The following is a 15,371-nucleotide window of genomic DNA, read 5'->3' on the forward strand; positions in this document are numbered from 1 at the left end:
GCATTCTTGCCACCATAGGTAACACTGCGCCATTTATTGGTTTGTTCGGTACAGTGGTGGGAATGATGACGACCTTGCAAAGCATTACTGCTGCCGGGACGACTGACTTGAATGTGGTGGCAGGTCCTATCGGTGAGGCACTTATTGCCACTGCTGCCGGTATTGCCTGCGCGATTCCGGCGGTGGTTGCCTACAACAGCTTTTTGCGTCACCTGCGCGTATTCACCACGTCGCTGGACAGTTTTGCTTACGACTCGTTAATGCATCTGGCCTCCGAAGAAGCAATGCACCTGGCCGGACATCATTCATCGGACAATCATCACCACCATCACACAGAAGTACATCATCCACATCATGAACATCGCCACGACCATGATGATTCGCATGGAGGATCGCACTAATGGCTTTCGGGCAACTCAATCAGGGTGGTTCGCAGCAGCCCATGCACGAAATTAACGTCACGCCATTGGTCGACGTTATGCTGGTGTTGCTGGTGCTGTTTATTGTTACTGCACCGCTGTTGACCAGTCAGATCAAGGTAAATCTGCCGGACGCAAAAACTGAATCAGTGCAGGTGCTCAAAACCATTATTTTGAGTATTACCGCGAGCGGGAAAATCTATTTGGACGATCAGGTGGTTGATGAATCGCAACTGCTGACGAAAATGAATGAGCTCAAACAATCTCGTCCAGACGCGCCTGTTGAATTGCGGGCTGATGGTGAAATTGCCTACAAAAAAGTGGCTCAAGTGATGGCTGTGCTGCAAAACGCAGGCATTAGCAAAATTATTTTTGTAACCAAACAAGGTTAAGTGAACAACCAGAAATGTTGGTCACTTGGCGTGACTGACTCAACCAGAGCAGGGAATGAGTATGAGGCGAAATTCATATTTTACAAGCAGTGTTGGCTTGGCGATTGTGGCAGTTATTAATGGTGGGGCTGCGCAGGCGGCAGGAATTCCCACGCTGGAAGCTGTAAATGTGGAATCCAGTTTTGAAGATTTGGTGGGCACAGCCAATTCAGCCAACGAAGGAACCGTGACCAAAGAACAATTGGATGCGCGTACAACGTATCGTCCGGGAGAGTTGCTGGAAACCACGCCGGGATTGATTGTCACCCAGCACAGTGGCGAGGGCAAAGCCGGACAATATTACCTGCGTGGCTTTAATCTTGATCACGGCACCGATTTGCGTACCACGGTGGATGGGATGCTGGTCAATGAGCGCACCCATGCGCATGGTCAGGGCTGGACCGATTTGAATTTTATTATTCCTGAACTCGCCAGCAATCTGCAGTACAAAAAAGGGCCGTACTATGCAGACGAAGGTGATTTTTCTTCAGCAGGCGCGGTGGCCGTCAGTTATGTGGACAGTTTTCCGCAAGCGATGGTAGGAATCAGCGCTGGTCAAAATGGATATCGACGTGCCTTGTTTGCAGACTCGCCATCTGTTGCTAACGGAAAATTACTTTATGCCTTCGAGTATCAGCATAACGATGGCCCATTCACCAATCCCGATGATTACAATAAGTACAACGGTGTGCTGCGATTTTCTCGTGGCGCGGAGGCCGATAAATTAAGCGTGGCGTTCATGGCGTACTCTGGAAAATGGAATGCGACTGATCAAATTCCAAAAAGTGCAGTCGATGCTGGTTTGTTGTCCCGCTGGGATGCGATTGATACCAGTGATGGTGGTGACGCGCAGCGCATGAGTGTTTCAGTCAATCGGCAAAAACTGGATGATAATGGCGCCACAGAGTGGAATGCATATGTGATCAAGCAATCCCTGGATCTCTACTCGAATTTTACCTACTTTCTCGATGATCCGGTGAATGGCGATCAATTCAATCAACGCGACAGTCGTTACACGGTAGCGGCGAACTGGCGTTACACCTGGTTTGGCAACATAGGCAGCAAGTCAACGGAAAATACTGTTGGATTGCAACTGCAAAATGACTGGATCGAAAACGGTTTGCACAAAACCAAAACCCGTTCGCGTCTGTCGACAGTACGCAGTGATGAAATTACCGAAACCTCGTTGGGTGCCTATGTGCAAAACAGCACCCACTGGTTGGAAAAATTCCGCACCGTGTTGGGCGTGCGTGGTGATGTGTATCAGTTTGACGTAGCCAGCAATAATCCGCTGAACTCAGGAAAGACCGATGATTTTTTGGTTAATCCAAAAATGGCAATGATTTTTGGTCCTTGGGCAAAGACAGAGTTTTACCTGAATGCCGGTGGCGGTTTCCACAGCAATGATGCGCGTGGTACCACCATCACCGTTGATCCTGTCACATCTGCTGCCGCAGAAAAAGTCACTCCGTTGGTTCAATCCTGGGGCTATGAAGCCGGAGTGCGCAGCGGAATTATTCCAAAACTGCAGAGCACGTTGAATGTGTACACCTTGACGATGGATTCTGAGTTGCTGTTCGTCGGCGATGCAGGCACCACTGAAGCAGGTCGCCCAAGTCGTCGTGTGGGTGCTGAGTTTGCCAACTATTACGCGCCTACATCGTGGTTAACCATTGATGCGGATTTGGCATATGCTTTCGCACGTTTCACGGACAATGATCCTGCCGGCAATCGCATTCCTGGCGCGGTTGAAGGTGTGGGTTCGTTGGGTGTGACGGTGGATCGCCTCGGACCGTGGTATGGCGGCGCGAACCTGCGTTATTTTGGACCTCGCGCATTGGTGGAGGACAACAGCCAGCGTTCTCAAAGTACAACCCTTTTGAGTGCTCAATTGGGCTATCACGTGAGCAAAACCTTTGATGTGACAGCAGAAGTGTTCAATTTGCTGGATACGCAAGCCTCGGCAATTGATTACTACTACGAATCCAAGATGTCACCCTCGGCCAGCGCTGCTGCGGATAAGCATTTCCATCCTATCGAATCGCGCTCAGTGCGGTTACTGGCAAATCTGCGATTCTAAATTATGTGACAACGACATTCGGGAAGGTGTTTCCCGGATGTCGTTGCTCGCTTGTCAGACATACACATCCAACCCCAGCATCTGGGTGATTTCTTCGCGGCGTTGCTGTGTTTCCATTTGGTGATAGGTGTTGATTGCGCGGCTGGCACCCAGAGAAATGCCCAGGTAGCGGTCAAAGCTGTCGTCACTGCGTTCGGCTTTTTCCTTGAATTTTTTGTACTGCTCCGGGTCGGGCAGGTGTTGGGTGTATTGGGCGACGCCACGGCGTTGCGCGGACGAGCCGTGCTGGTTGGGCGGGGCATTGCTGTGTTCGGTGGCATCGTCCGGGCGTGGCGCAGACGATGACGAGCCTGGGCGCTGTGGGGGGCGCTGGCCGTATATACCGCCGTTTCCGTGTATTCCGCCGATGGACATGGGTGCCGTGTTAACTTTCAGTCAAACAACTGGCTGGTGCAAGTTTCAAGCCGTGGCTAGCGGAATCAGCGCTGGGCCTGATCGGTGTGTCTGGCCTTTTCCCAGCCGAACAGGCGATCCATGTTGCGTGCGCCAGTGAAATTGCTGGCCGCCACATCGGCACCTTGCAGGTCGGTTTTTTCCATGTCGGCATTGTTGAAACTCGCGCCAGCCAGGTTGCTGAGTGTCAGCGTGGTCCAGCGCAACGAGGCGTCATTGAAGTTGGCGCGACGGGCATCGCTGCGGGTGAAGCTGGCTTTGAGCAGGTCGGCCTGTTCGAAGCGGGCATCGTACAGCTTGGACCAGTCAAACCGGGCTTGCTCCAGGCGGGCCTGGGAAAAATTGGCGTTGCGCAGATCTACGTCGACGAAGGCAACTTCGCGGGCGTCGCTGGCCACGTAGCTGCTGTGGGCCAGTTTGCAACTGTTCATGCGTGCGCCGATCATGATGGTGCCGTCAAATTTACTGTGCTCGGCGCTGCAGTAGCTCAAATCCGCTGCGCGCAGGTGGCTGTCGACAATGCTGGCGTTGTCCAGATGGCTATAGTCGAGTTTGGCGTTGTACAGGTCAGTGCGATTGATCTGGGCGTTGTCCAGCCGCACGCTGAGCATTTGGGCGTAGCGCAAATCTGTGTTGCTGATGTGGATGCCGGTCAAGTTGGCGTACATCCACAGGCTGTGCTCGAAACGGTTGTTGTTCAGCTGGGCGGACTGCAGGTTGGCTTCGGAAAAATTGGCGTTATTGCCCTGGTTATCGCTGAACTCACTGCCGGGGGCTTGGGCTTCGGAAAAATTGCTGTGCTTGAGTTTGCAATTGACGAAGCTGGCTTGGGCGAGCTGGCTTTCGCTGAGATTGGCGGCGCTCAAATCCACTTGCACAAAGCGCGTGCCGCGCAGATTGGCGTGCCGCAGATCGGCGTTGTGCAGGTTGACGTTTTGCAGCGTCGCGCCGGCCAGATTGGCGCCGCGTAGATTGCTCTGTGCCAGGTCGACAAAGCTCAGGGTGCGGCCTGACCAATCGATGCCGGCTAGTTGCGCATTTTGCAGATTCAACGGTTGTTGCTGGCCGTGATCACTGGCCAGCAGTTGCTGCAGCTGGGCATCGCTGTGGCTGCGCGGTGGCGCTGATGCGCAGGCGAGCAGGAGCAGGGACAGCAGCAGGGTGACGAGTGGTTTCATTGTTCGCTTTTTTTCTTGGCGACCTCGTCGCGCAAATAGACCGGGATGGCGTGCTCGGCAGCGACGGTGTCACCGCGTTGTAGCGCAGGCAGGGCCAGGGTGGCCATGTGGCGTGCCAGGGGCAGGGCGCGGGCCAGTGTCGCATCAACCTGGATACGATGGTGGCTGGCCAGGTCTGGATAGGCTCCCCAGCCGGTGCCGATGGCAAAGCTGTGCTGGTAATCGTTTTGTCGCGGGGTATGGCTGGCCGGGCAGACGATTTCTTCGCCCTGCAGTTGTGGCAGTTGGTCAGGGCCACGGCGGTACACGCCCCAGTACACTTCGTTCATCCGCGCATCGATGGCGCACAGCGCGGTCTGTATGTCGGGATGCAGGTCAAAGACTGCCTGCGCCAGGATCGCCAGTGAAGAAACCGGTATGACCGGCAGGTCGGCAGCAAAAGCCAGCCCTTGGGCGACGCCGGTACCGATGCGAATGCCGGTGAACGAGCCGGGGCCGCGATCAAAGGCGATGGCGTCGAGCTGGTTCATGCTCAGACCGGCTTCGGCCAGCAGGCTTTCGGTCATGGGCAGGATCAGTTCGGTATGGCCCTGGGGTTGTTCGCTTTCGCGGTAGCGGAGCTCGCCATGACTGAGCAGCGCTGCTGAACAGCCTTCGGTGGCGGTTTCCAAACACAAAATATTCACTGCGGTACCTCTTCGGTCAAAAATGCAGTCACGACCGCCTCGTCGCGGGTCAGAGGCATGGGCGGCAGGCTGCGCAGGAAGGTTTTACCATAGTTTTTGTCGACGATGCGCGTGTCGCAGATGACGACGACACCATAATCATTTTCATCGCGGATCAGCCGGCCCACGCCTTGTTCCAGCGCAATCACCGCCTGCGGCACCTGATAGTCGTTGAAAGGATTACCGCCCTGTTTGCGCAGGTGGTCCAGTCGCGCGGCCATCAGCGGATCACCGGGAGTGGCAAACGGTAATTTGTCGATGACCACCACGCTCAGGTCGTCGCCTTTGACATCCACGCCTTCCCAGAAGCTGGCACTGCCCAACAGCACCGCACGCGGTTGGCGGCGGAATTCTTCCAGCAGCTTGCGCTTGCCCATGTTGCCTTGCACCAGCAGGGTGAAGTCGGTGCGCTTGCGCAGAATTTCTTCGGCAAGTCGCAGCGCCCGGTGGCTGGTGAACAGCAAGAAGGCGCGGCCAGCACTGGCATTGAGCACAGGCAGTACTTTGTCGAGCATGCGTTCGACAAAATCCGGTGCATTGGGTGGTGGCAGCATCGGTGGCACGTACAGCAGGCCGTGGTCCTGATAGTTGAACGGGCTGGGCCAGCGGCAGGTTTGCACCTCGTCCAGTCCCAGCCGCGACGTGAAAAACGAAAAATCGCCATCGACGCTGAGCGTGGCCGAGGTAAAAATCCAGGCTTTGGCGTAGCTTTTCAGTTGTTCGCGAAAATTGTCAGCAATGCTGATCGGTGACATGTGCAGCGCAAAATTGCGCTTGGTGACATCGTACCAGTGGACGAACTCGTTTTGCGGATGTTTGACCAGATGCAGTCGTTCCATCAATTCAATTACGCGGCCGAAGCAGTTCTCCAGCTCTTTGCCACGGACCGCCATGATTTCCAGTTGGGCATGCAGTCTGGTGAGTGATTGGTCGAGTTTGTTCAGCAGCTCTGGCACGTTGCCTTGTTGCAGCAAAAACGGCAGTACACCGCGAGCAGGAATATGCAACATGCTGGCGTGCAACTGGGTGCCGGCAAGACTGGTTTCATCGGCCAGTGGTCGCAAGTCGGTCAGTTGATCTTTCGCTTCGTCTTCAGCGGCGGCGATCGCATCGGTGCACAATTCGTTGATTTGCCGCAGGGTGATGTTGACGCCGTAAAAATGGGTGGCGACTTCGGGCAGTTGATGGGCTTCATCAAACACCACCGCATCGGCGGCGGGCAGCAGCTCGCCGACGCCTTCGTCGCGCAGGGCAATGTCAGCAAAAAACAGGTGATGATTGACCACCACAATGTCAGCGGCCTGCGCCTGACGGCGGGCTTCGACCACGTGGCATTTGTCGTATTGCGGACAGTCACCGCCCAGACAATTGTCGGTGGTGGAGGTGACCATGGGCCAGACCGGCGAGTCTTCGGGGATGTCAGCCAGTTCAGCCAGATCACCTGTCTGGGTCTGATAGGACCAGTTTTTGATGGTGTTGAAAATCTGCACCTGCTCGCGGCTGTGAAAACGGCCTTCGAGATTTTTGCGTTCCAGTCGCTGTGGGCAAAGATAATTGGCGCGACCTTTCAGCAGGGCGATGCGCACCGGGACGTCTAGCGTCTCGATCACTGCGGGCAGATCTTTGAGGAACAGTTGGTCTTGCAGATTTTTGGTGCCGGTGGAGATCAGAACTTTTTTTCCTGACAGCAGTACAGGCACCAAATAGGAAAGTGTTTTGCCTGTGCCGGTGCCGGCCTCGGCCACCAGCGTAGTGTGTTTTTGCAGCGCGGTTTCGATGGCGCTGGCCAATTCCTGCTGCTGAGGGCGGGAAGTAAATCCGGGAAAATGTTCTTTGAACGGGCCGTCAGGGCCAAGAACGTCAGCGGCGCTGGAAAACATGCGCCGCTATAAACTTGCCAGGTAAGTGGCGAGCTCTTCGTCTTTTTCCAGCAGGCCGTCCGCTTTGGTCCAGACCAGGGTGGAAATTTTTTTGAATTTGGCGACAGACATGGCGCCGCGTTTGTTGGGTGGTACTTCGTCCAGGGCGTTTTCCACGACTTCCCGGTCGCACTCGAAAATCTCGATGGCCTGGTAATCATCGTCCATGACCACCAGCACGATGCTGTCCCAGTCCATGTCGGTTTTCATCTGGCCGATGCGGGCGCGACCTTTGGAATCTTCAAAAACCACACGGCCTTTGATCTGGATGCGTTTGTCTTTGCGGTGGCCAATGGTGCCGACCGCGTCGTAGCCGCCAGGCTTGGGATTGATGATGTTCAGGCTGAGTAATTTGGCTGCATCAAACTCTGCAATTTCGCCACTGATGCCCAAGGGCTGACCTGTGGCACGGCGGTATTCCGCGGCCAGTCGGCGTGCTTCAGTGACCAGTTTTTCAGTCGCGTAAATGCTCATAGTTTCCGTGGACCTGTGTCCTGGCAAATTTTAGTTATCAAGAGTTTATCATTTGCTGAAATTATCACAAATTTCATGCCGTTGGCGGCCATCGACGACAATTTCTTCACAGCCAGGGAAAAATTTGGTTAATTTTTACGCTGTTTTCCAGGCAATCGGCCAGTCTGTCCAGTTGTTGTAATCGTTGGGCGGTGAAATCCAGCGTTTGCTCGGTTGAAAGGCCGGCCCAGTTTAACAGAGCGTGGTTGGCTTTGGGGTGATCAAACAGGCCATGCACATAGCTGCCGAGAATCTGGTTGTCGGCAGATAGCGCACCGTCGGTTCGACCATCAAGCATGACGGCGGGAGAGGCGAGTGCTGGTCCGTGGCTTTGTCCCAGATGAATTTCGTAGCCTTCGACCGGGGCTGAGGCAAAACTGAGTTGGCCACGGACGCGGCGCAGTTGTTTTTCGGGCATCAACACCGTGTGCATGTCCAGGTAGCCCAGCGCGGTGACGTTGGCGTCAGGACTTTCCAGCGCCTGGGGGTCGCTCAGGGTGCGACCCAGCATCTGGAAGCCACCGCAAATGCCAATGACTTTGCCGCCGTAACGCAAATGGCGCTGCAGGTACGGTTCCCAGCCCTGGGTGCGCAGCCAGGCCAGATCCGAGGCCACCGATTTGCTGCCGGGCAGAATCACCAGATCGGCGCTGGGAATGGGTTGATTTTCCTGGACGAAGACGAGCTCAACCTGGGGATGCAGTTGCAGCGCATCCAGGTCGGTGTGATTGCTGATACGCGGCAGGCGCGGTACCACTACGCGCAACACCGCGCCGGTTTTGGACTGCTGGCTGATTTGCACAGCGTCTTCGGCGTCCAGATGCAGGCCTTTGAGCAGCGGCACGGTGCCAAACACCGGTTTGCCGGTGTGTTGCTGCAACCAGTCTATGCCGGGCGTCAGCAGTGATACATCGCCACGGAACAGGTTGATGATCATGCCGTTGATGCGGGCTTGTTCGCTGGGCGACAGCAGCGCCAGGGTGCCCGCCAATTGGGCGAATACGCCACCCCGGTCGATGTCACCGACCAGTGTGACCGGGCAGTCGATGGCCTCGGCAAAGCCCATGTTGGCGATGTCATGTTCGCGCAGATTGATTTCCGCCGGGCTGCCGGCACCTTCGATCAGCACAAAATCGTGGCGACGTTGTAGCCGGTTAAAGGCATCGACGACCTTGTCCAGCAGTTGTGGCTTGAAGGCGTGATATTCGCGCGCATCCATGTTGCCGATCGCGTGGCCGTTGATGATGATTTGTGAGCCGGTGTCGGAGTTGGGCTTGAGCAGCACCGGGTTCATGTCAGTGTGTGGCTCCAATCCACAGGCCAGCGCCTGCAGCGCCTGGGCACGACCGATTTCTCCGCCATCGACGGTGACAGCACTGTTGAGCGCCATGTTCTGTGGCTTGAATGGCGCCACGCGCACACCATGACGGGTGAGTATGCGGCACAGGCCGGCGACCAGGGTGCTTTTGCCGGCACCGGACATGGTGCCTTGGATCATCAATGCGTGTGTATTCATGGGGCGTTATTCTCGCAGAAAAACCGAGGGTGCGGAGCGACAGTTTTGGCCTTTTCGTGGCTTTTCTGCTATGAAGAAGCGGTTATTTTTATGAGGTGGAAAACGATGCAGGCCACGCACTACGAACGCATTGGCGGTGAGGACAAAGTCCTTGCGCTGGTGACGCGGTTTTATGACCTGATGGATACGCTGCCCGAAGCGTATGGCATACGCAAAATGCATCCGCAGGATTTGGCGAGTTCGCGGCAGAAGCTGTTTGAGTTTTTGTCCGGCTGGATGGGTGGACCGCAGTTGTTCATCGAAAAATACGGTCATCCGCGTTTGCGGGCGCGGCATATGCCTTTTGCGGTGGATGCTTCAGCGCGGGATCAGTGGATGATGTGCATGCGTCAGGCGCTGGCCGAGGTCGTGGATGACAAGACCCTGGCGGCAGAGCTGGAAGCGGCGTTTTATCAGGTCGCGGATTTTATGCAGAACCAGGGCGGTGGCCCGGCTGCCGGCATGGGCGGAATCCAGATTCGATGAGTGCGTTGCTGGTCGCCTGGCTGTGCGTACTGGCGGTGATGCTGGATTGGTGGTGGGGCGAGCCGCGCCGCTGGCATCCTCTGGTGGGATTTGGCCGGCTGGCGGCAGGGCTGGAGTCACGCCTGAACGGCGCAGGAGCAGGTCGCTGGCAGGGAGTGCTGGCGGTGAGCCTGTTGCTGCTGCCGTTTGCCCTGTTGGCCGCATGGCTGGCGGCGCTGCCGAAACTGGGCTGGGTGTTTAGCGTACTGGGGTTGTATCTGTGCATTGGCTATCAGAGCCTGCGCGAACACGTGCTGGCGGTGCGCGATGCATTGCTGGGGCAGGGACTGGATGCTGGACGTGCCAGTGTGGGGCGGATTGTCAGCCGCCAGACCGATGAGATGACCGAGGCTGATGTCACCAAGGCGGCGATTGAGTCGGCGCTGGAAAATGGCAACGATGCGCTGTTCGGCGCGCTGTTCTGGTTTGCGGTGGCAGGATTGCCGGGGGTGATTGTCTATCGTCTGGCCAATACCCTGGATGCCATGTGGGGTTACAAGAACCAGCGATTTTTGCATTTTGGCTGGGCGGCGGCACGGCTGGATGATGTGCTGAATTTTGTACCGGCACGACTGACGGCGATCAGCTATTCGCTGGTTGGCAACTGGCAGCAGGCGGTGGCAGCGGCCAGAGCGCAGCAAGGCAAGAGCGAAAGTCCCAATGCCGGTCTGGTGATGGCCGCAGGCGCGGGCGCGCTGGGGATTCGTGTTGGCGGGGATGCCAAGTACCACGGCAAGATCAAACACAAACCCGTGCTGGGCGAGGGTGCGTTGCCCGCCGCCGAGGATATAGGCCGGGCGCTGACCCTGGTGCAACGGGCGTTGCTGGTGTGGCTGGTTGGGCTGGTGTTGGTGGGGCTGCTACTGACCTTGTTGTAGCTTGCCTGGTTGCCAGAGCACGTCAGGCTGACCGGCCTGCTGATTGATAAAACGGGCGGCGACAAACAGCAGATCCGACAGCCGATTGAGGTACTGCAGGCAGACCGGATTGATGTCGTCCTGTCCGGCGAGGGTGTGGACGCGACGCTCGGCCCGACGGCAAACAGTGCGGGCCAGATGGCAGCGTGCAGCTGCTTCACTACCGCCAGGCAGAATGAACTCTTTCAGCGCGGGCAGTTGCGTATTCATCTCATCCAACTGCTGTTCCAGTTGTTGAACGTAACTCTCGGGCACCCGTTTAACGCCCGGCATGGACAATTCGCCCCCCAGATCAAACAGCACGTGCTGCACGTCCAGCAGGGTTGTGCGTAGCATGGCGGGTAATTCCGCACACAGCAGCCAGCCCAAACACGAATTGAGTTCATCGATGTCGCCCATCGCTTCAATGCGCGCATCATCTTTGGCAATGCGGCTGCCATCGCCCAGACCGGTAGTTCCGTTGTCGCCGGTGCGGGTATAAATCTTGGTCAAACGGGGCATGTCATCGCCTGTGGCTGGTCGTGGTGTGGCAGAATGTACGCATTGCATTTCTGACTGTCAAACGAGGCAAGCGTGCTGGAACACGGCGGTAATCTGCGCCAGGCGGCGAAAAATTCTTCCATTCCTCTGAACCAGTGGCTGGATTTGTCCACGGGCGTGAATCCCAATGGTTGGCCGGTGCCCGAAGTGCCGTCCCGAGTGTGGCAGCGTCTGCCGGAGATCAATGACGGCCTGGAGCAGGCCGCACGCGACTATTACGGCTGTGATTTGTTGTTGCCGGTGGCCGGTAGCCAGGCGGCGATTACGCGCTTGCCGCAGTTGCGGGACCGCTCACGGGTGGGGCTGTTGGCGCTGAGCTACAACGAACACGCCGCAGCTTGGCAGCGCGCCGGTCACGAGGTGGTGTTGCTACAGGCCGAGACGGTGGCGGAGCAGCTTCAAACGCTGGACGTGTTGTTGCTGGTCAATCCGAATAATCCCACGGGCACTTACTGGAGCGTGTCCCAGTTGCGCGATTTTTCCCAGCAGTTGGCTAAGCGCGGTGGCTGGCTGATTGTCGATGAGGCCTTTATCGATGCCACGCCAGAGCAGAGCATGTTGCCGTTTGTCGGTGAGCCAGGATTGATTGTGCTGCGTTCATTGGGCAAGTTTTTTGGACTGGCGGGAGTGCGGCTTGGGTTCGTGTTTGCGTGGCGGGCGTTGCTGGCCGAGCTGGATGAGCTCGCTAATCCCTGGGAAGTGAATCATGTTGCGCGTTATGTGGGACGCATGGCACTGATGGACGACGCCTGGCAGCGACAGACGCGACGCGAATTACCCAAACAGGTATACCGTTTGGCGCAGTTGTTGGACGAATCAGGTCTGTCAGTCAGCGGTGGTTGCGCGCTGTTTCAGTGGTGTGAGCGTGCGGATGCAGAGTCGTTGCAACAGCAATTGGCGCAACAGGGCGTTTGGGTGAGACTGTTCAGGCAGCAGCCCAGTGTGCGTTTTGGATTGCCGGCGGACGAGGATCAGTGGCAGCGGTTGCAAATAGCGCTTAGATCCTTAGGTCGAGGTTGACGGCGTCAGTTTTTTTTCGGTCACCATTTTCCACTTGGTGGTATTGGTTACTGGCGTGCTGGGCCTGGCGAGTGTTCTCGGCAGTGTTGTCCGTATGGTTTTTTTCTGTGCCTTTGTCAGCATTACTGTCGCTGCGATGTTCGCTGTCATTGCCGCGTAATTTTTGTGATTGTTCCTGAATTATTTCCTGTCGTGCTTGTGCGGCCATTTGTGTGGCTTGCGCGGCGACGGCGTGGTCCTGCGACGAAGGCTCTGCTGGCGCCATTGCCGCAGCGCGCAAGGTGTTGGCTTTTTGCAATGTGGCGCGTGGATCGCCCTTGATGGGTGAGGTGTCAATGCCGACTTCACCACCGACCGCGTAGCGCATGCCATCGGGACCGGTTTGATAGCTGAACGACATTCCACCGCGAGCATACGGTCCGGCTGCCGCAAGATGAGCCGCTTCATGGGCGCGAACTTCGCGATCGCGCTGTTTTAATTTTTCAACTTCACGCCATTGTTCTTCGCTGAGTTGTTCACCGTTTGCCGATTTCGGCGTGGATTTTTTGCTGGTTTTGTCGTCGGCCTGTTGAGTTTGTTTGTCAGTGGTCGGGTTGTTGCCCGCGTCGGTGCCGGGCGATGGTGGTTCAGTTGCATGAGTACCCTGCGCCTCGGCACTGCCAAGCGCTTGAGTGGGGTATGCGTAGTAGGCCGAAGAGGCAGATACGCCGCTGATCATGCTTACGCCATGTCGTCAAACAGGGTGCCGAGCATTTCATCGGCGGCTTTGACGACTTTTGCCGATGCAGCGACTTGTTGTTCATCGCTGATCATACCAACCAAGGGTTTTTCCAGACTGCCGGCCGCGTCCCGAGTTTCGGTGGGCGTGGTTGCAGAGGCGATTTTCTCGGCATTCCGCGTAAAGCTCTGCATGCCTTTGTGGATGCCATTGATACCGCTGCTGAAGGCATTAATGTCCATGGTTTCACCTGTAAAAATGTAGCATTACGGTTGGTTTATCGGCCGTAAATGGCTATGGTTGTATGAAAAAGAATCAGAACTCGGAGCTGCTTCACGGATTTTGGGTAAAAAAGCGGTAATCCTGAAAACCGATAATAAGGGGTACGATTTGTGGATAAAGAAAGATGAGTATGGGGCGATATTGGGGTATAGACCGAAACAACGTAGATCAATTCCAAGGGAGTCTGACCGTATGACCACCACCGCGAAAGACATTGTCGCTACCGTGGGAGAGTTAGTGGCGCTGCCAGATATTTGTTTTAAGATTAACGAATTAGTGGAAGATCCTTTTGTTTCCGCAGTCAGCATTGCGGAACTCATCAGTCAAGATCCCAGTTTATGCGCGCAGTTGCTGAAAATTGCAAACAGCCCGTTTTATGGCTTTCCATCACGAGTTGAAACAATAAATCGTGCACTAATGGTGGTCGGAACCAATGAAGTGCGAGACATGGTGTTGGCAACCAGCATCATAAACGCCTTTTCTCGTTATCACTCCGACGCGTTTGATATGGAGCAGTTTTGGTATCACAGCTTGATGACTGGTTTGATGGCGCGGCATTTGGCAGGTTTTGCCAGTACCCCGGTATTGCATCGGGATCGTCTGTTTATTGCGGGCTTGTTGCACAATATTGGTCAGCTGGTTATGGCGATGCGGATTGATTCGCTGGTGGCCGAGTTGGTTGAAAAGGCCAGAAGTGGCAATGTTGTTCCTGAAGAGGTTCAACAGGAAATATTTGAGCTGGATCATGGCGAGGTCGGCGCTGAGTTAATGCGTCAATGGCAATTGCCTGAAAGTCTGATTGAAGTGGCAGAGTTCCATCATTTTCCCGATCGGGCGGAGAAGTATCCATTGGATATAGCCATTGTAAATATTGCCGCAAGCTCAGTGTCCAGGGAAATCGCAGAAGACAATCGCTACTTTGGTCATGACGATATCGCAGAAATCAGTTGGCGCACGAGTGGTCTCAATATGAACCACGTCGGTGAAGCACTGGAAAATGTCTTGGCAGAGTATCTTGGAATTGAGGGAGCCTTTTTTGGCACCAGATAGGGGTTTGTTTTATCTCAACAAAAAATGGGCTACATAATTTGCAGCCCATTTTTTGTTATTGGTAACGCTTGCCGCACGCATAAATAACGTGATGTAATCGTTCGGATCGCTGACAAAATTTCGGTCAGCACAAATAGAAAAATTAACCAAGGTAAGGACCGGTCAATGAAAATTACTAAACTGCTAGCGGTAATGTGTCTGGGTGCAGTGCCCATGGGTGCAGCTTTGGCAGATGTAAACCTGAAAGACGAGAATGCACAGATCGGCTACGCCGTTGGTGTCAGAATCGGTATGGATATGAAAGAACGTGGCATTGGCGTTGATTCCAAGGCGCTCGCGGCGGCCATTGAGGACGTGCTCAAAGGTAACAAACTCAAAATGAGCGACGAGGAACTGGGTAAGGCGATGCAGGCGTTGCAGCGCAAGCAAATGGAGCGCGCAACCGAGTTGTCGATGAAAAACCTGGAAAAAGGCCAAAAATTCCTTGCGCAGAATAAAACACGCAAGGGTGTGAAAACCCTGGAGAGCGGTGTTCAGTACGAGGTGATTACCGCCGGTAAGGGCGCATCACCGACGGAGAAAGATAGCGTTATTGCACATTACCGTGGTACCTCGGTGGATGGTACTGTGTTTGACAGTTCATACGACCGAGGTCAGCCTGCGACATTCCCCGTGAATGGCGTGATCAAAGGCTGGCAGGAAATTTTGCCGAAGATGAAAGTAGGCGATAAATGGAAGGTTTATATTCCTGCAGACTCAGCCTATGGTGAACACGGTGCGGGTGGCGCGATTGGCCCGAACGAAGCACTGATTTTTGAAATCGAGCTGTTGGAAGTCAAAAAGTAAGCAATTGACCGTGATTGGAAAAAACGCCCCGTTATCGGGGCGTTTTTTTATGGCTGATGATTATTGTCCCAGTTGGCAAAGCAAGACAGTGATGTTGTCATTGCCACCTTTTTCGTTTGCTGCATTCACCAGCGCTTCGGTGCGTTCGCGTAGCGTAGTGTGGATGACGCAAATGTCAGCAATTTCCTGGTGATTTGGAT

The 15,371-nt window shown here is 55.3% G+C and carries 17 protein-coding genes; 8 read left to right on the plus strand and 9 right to left on the minus strand.

The window, feature by feature from the left end; all coding sequences use genetic code 11:
• From OEW58_12725 to OEW58_12735, 3 genes are all read left to right on the plus strand, one after another.
• On the plus strand, positions 1-401 hold a 401-nt coding region (locus tag OEW58_12725), incomplete at its 5' end, for a MotA/TolQ/ExbB proton channel family protein (protein ID MDH5302214.1).
• Positions 401-811 carry a biopolymer transporter ExbD gene (locus OEW58_12730; protein MDH5302215.1) on the plus strand — a complete coding sequence of 137 codons (411 nt, stop codon included), beginning with the start codon at positions 401-403 and terminating at the stop codon, positions 809-811. The genes OEW58_12725 and OEW58_12730, both read left to right, overlap by 1 nt.
• A gap of 61 nt (positions 812-872) precedes the next feature.
• The gene (locus OEW58_12735; protein MDH5302216.1) at positions 873-2,930 is read left to right on the plus strand and encodes a TonB-dependent receptor; all 2,058 of its coding nucleotides are present in this window, start codon (positions 873-875) and stop codon (positions 2,928-2,930) included.
• Positions 2,931-2,984: 54 nt separating this feature from the next.
• Here the strand turns inward: OEW58_12735 and OEW58_12740 are convergent, their stop codons facing one another.
• From OEW58_12740 to OEW58_12765, 6 genes are all read right to left on the minus strand, one after another.
• Entirely contained in the window at positions 2,985-3,344 is a 360-nt protein-coding gene (locus OEW58_12740) for a hypothetical protein (GenBank protein MDH5302217.1), read from the minus strand.
• 65 nt (positions 3,345-3,409) lie between these two features.
• Complete coding sequence (locus tag OEW58_12745) at positions 3,410-4,561, minus strand: pentapeptide repeat-containing protein (protein ID MDH5302218.1); 1,152 nt, start codon at positions 4,559-4,561, stop codon at positions 3,410-3,412.
• Positions 4,558-5,247, minus strand: coding sequence for a tRNA (adenosine(37)-N6)-threonylcarbamoyltransferase complex dimerization subunit type 1 TsaB (tsaB, locus tag OEW58_12750; GenBank protein MDH5302219.1), 690 nt, complete (start codon positions 5,245-5,247; stop codon positions 4,558-4,560). Before tsaB ends, OEW58_12745 begins: the two co-directional genes overlap by 4 nt.
• Positions 5,244-7,166: an ATP-dependent DNA helicase gene (locus OEW58_12755; GenBank protein ID MDH5302220.1), complete on the minus strand. Its 1,923-nt coding sequence runs from the start codon at positions 7,164-7,166 to the stop codon at positions 5,244-5,246. The genes tsaB and OEW58_12755 overlap by 4 nt, the downstream gene beginning before the upstream one ends.
• Before the next feature lie 6 nt (positions 7,167-7,172).
• The gene (locus OEW58_12760; protein MDH5302221.1) at positions 7,173-7,679 is read right to left on the minus strand and encodes a hypothetical protein; all 507 of its coding nucleotides are present in this window, start codon (positions 7,677-7,679) and stop codon (positions 7,173-7,175) included.
• Between the two features lie 106 nt (positions 7,680-7,785).
• Complete coding sequence (locus OEW58_12765; GenBank protein ID MDH5302222.1) at positions 7,786-9,234, minus strand: cobyric acid synthase; 1,449 nt, start codon at positions 9,232-9,234, stop codon at positions 7,786-7,788.
• A 90-nt stretch (positions 9,235-9,324) separates the two neighbouring features.
• On the opposite strand from OEW58_12765, the gene OEW58_12770 reads away from it, so the two are divergent.
• Both OEW58_12770 and cbiB read left to right on the plus strand, forming a co-directional pair.
• A complete protein-coding gene (locus OEW58_12770) occupies positions 9,325-9,759 on the plus strand; it encodes a group II truncated hemoglobin (GenBank protein MDH5302223.1) in 435 nt (144 codons plus the stop codon).
• 5 nt (positions 9,760-9,764) lie between these two features.
• Positions 9,765-10,676: an adenosylcobinamide-phosphate synthase CbiB gene (gene cbiB, locus OEW58_12775; GenBank protein ID MDH5302224.1), complete on the plus strand. Its 912-nt coding sequence runs from the start codon at positions 9,765-9,767 to the stop codon at positions 10,674-10,676.
• On the opposite strand, the gene OEW58_12780 is transcribed toward cbiB, so the two are convergent.
• The gene (locus tag OEW58_12780) at positions 10,659-11,216 is read right to left on the minus strand and encodes a cob(I)yrinic acid a,c-diamide adenosyltransferase (GenBank protein MDH5302225.1); all 558 of its coding nucleotides are present in this window, start codon (positions 11,214-11,216) and stop codon (positions 10,659-10,661) included. The genes cbiB and OEW58_12780 overlap by 18 nt on opposite strands.
• Before the next feature lie 72 nt (positions 11,217-11,288).
• Here OEW58_12780 and cobD point away from each other — a divergent pair, with 72 nt between their 5' ends.
• Positions 11,289-12,275, plus strand: a complete 987-nt coding sequence (gene cobD / locus OEW58_12785; GenBank protein MDH5302226.1) for a threonine-phosphate decarboxylase CobD — start codon at positions 11,289-11,291, stop codon at positions 12,273-12,275.
• Here the strand turns inward: cobD and OEW58_12790 are convergent.
• Both OEW58_12790 and OEW58_12795 read right to left on the minus strand, forming a co-directional pair.
• Positions 12,253-12,993: a putative metalloprotease CJM1_0395 family protein gene (locus OEW58_12790; protein ID MDH5302227.1), complete on the minus strand. Its 741-nt coding sequence runs from the start codon at positions 12,991-12,993 to the stop codon at positions 12,253-12,255. The two genes, cobD and OEW58_12790, sit on opposite strands and share 23 nt — an antisense overlap.
• Before the next feature lie 2 nt (positions 12,994-12,995).
• A complete protein-coding gene (locus OEW58_12795; GenBank protein ID MDH5302228.1) occupies positions 12,996-13,235 on the minus strand; it encodes a flagellar biosynthesis protein FlgE in 240 nt (79 codons plus the stop codon).
• Between the two features lie 58 nt (positions 13,236-13,293).
• On the opposite strand from OEW58_12795, the gene OEW58_12800 reads away from it, so the two are divergent.
• Both OEW58_12800 and OEW58_12805 read left to right on the plus strand, forming a co-directional pair.
• Positions 13,294-14,325, plus strand: a complete 1,032-nt coding sequence (locus tag OEW58_12800; GenBank protein MDH5302229.1) for an HDOD domain-containing protein — start codon at positions 13,294-13,296, stop codon at positions 14,323-14,325.
• 165 nt (positions 14,326-14,490) lie between these two features.
• Positions 14,491-15,171, plus strand: coding sequence for an FKBP-type peptidyl-prolyl cis-trans isomerase (locus OEW58_12805; protein ID MDH5302230.1), 681 nt, complete (start codon positions 14,491-14,493; stop codon positions 15,169-15,171).
• Positions 15,172-15,371 lie beyond the last annotated feature (200 nt).

Source organism: Gammaproteobacteria bacterium, assembly GCA_029884425.1.
Taxonomy (GTDB): Bacteria; Pseudomonadota; Gammaproteobacteria; order S012-40; family S012-40; genus JAOUHV01.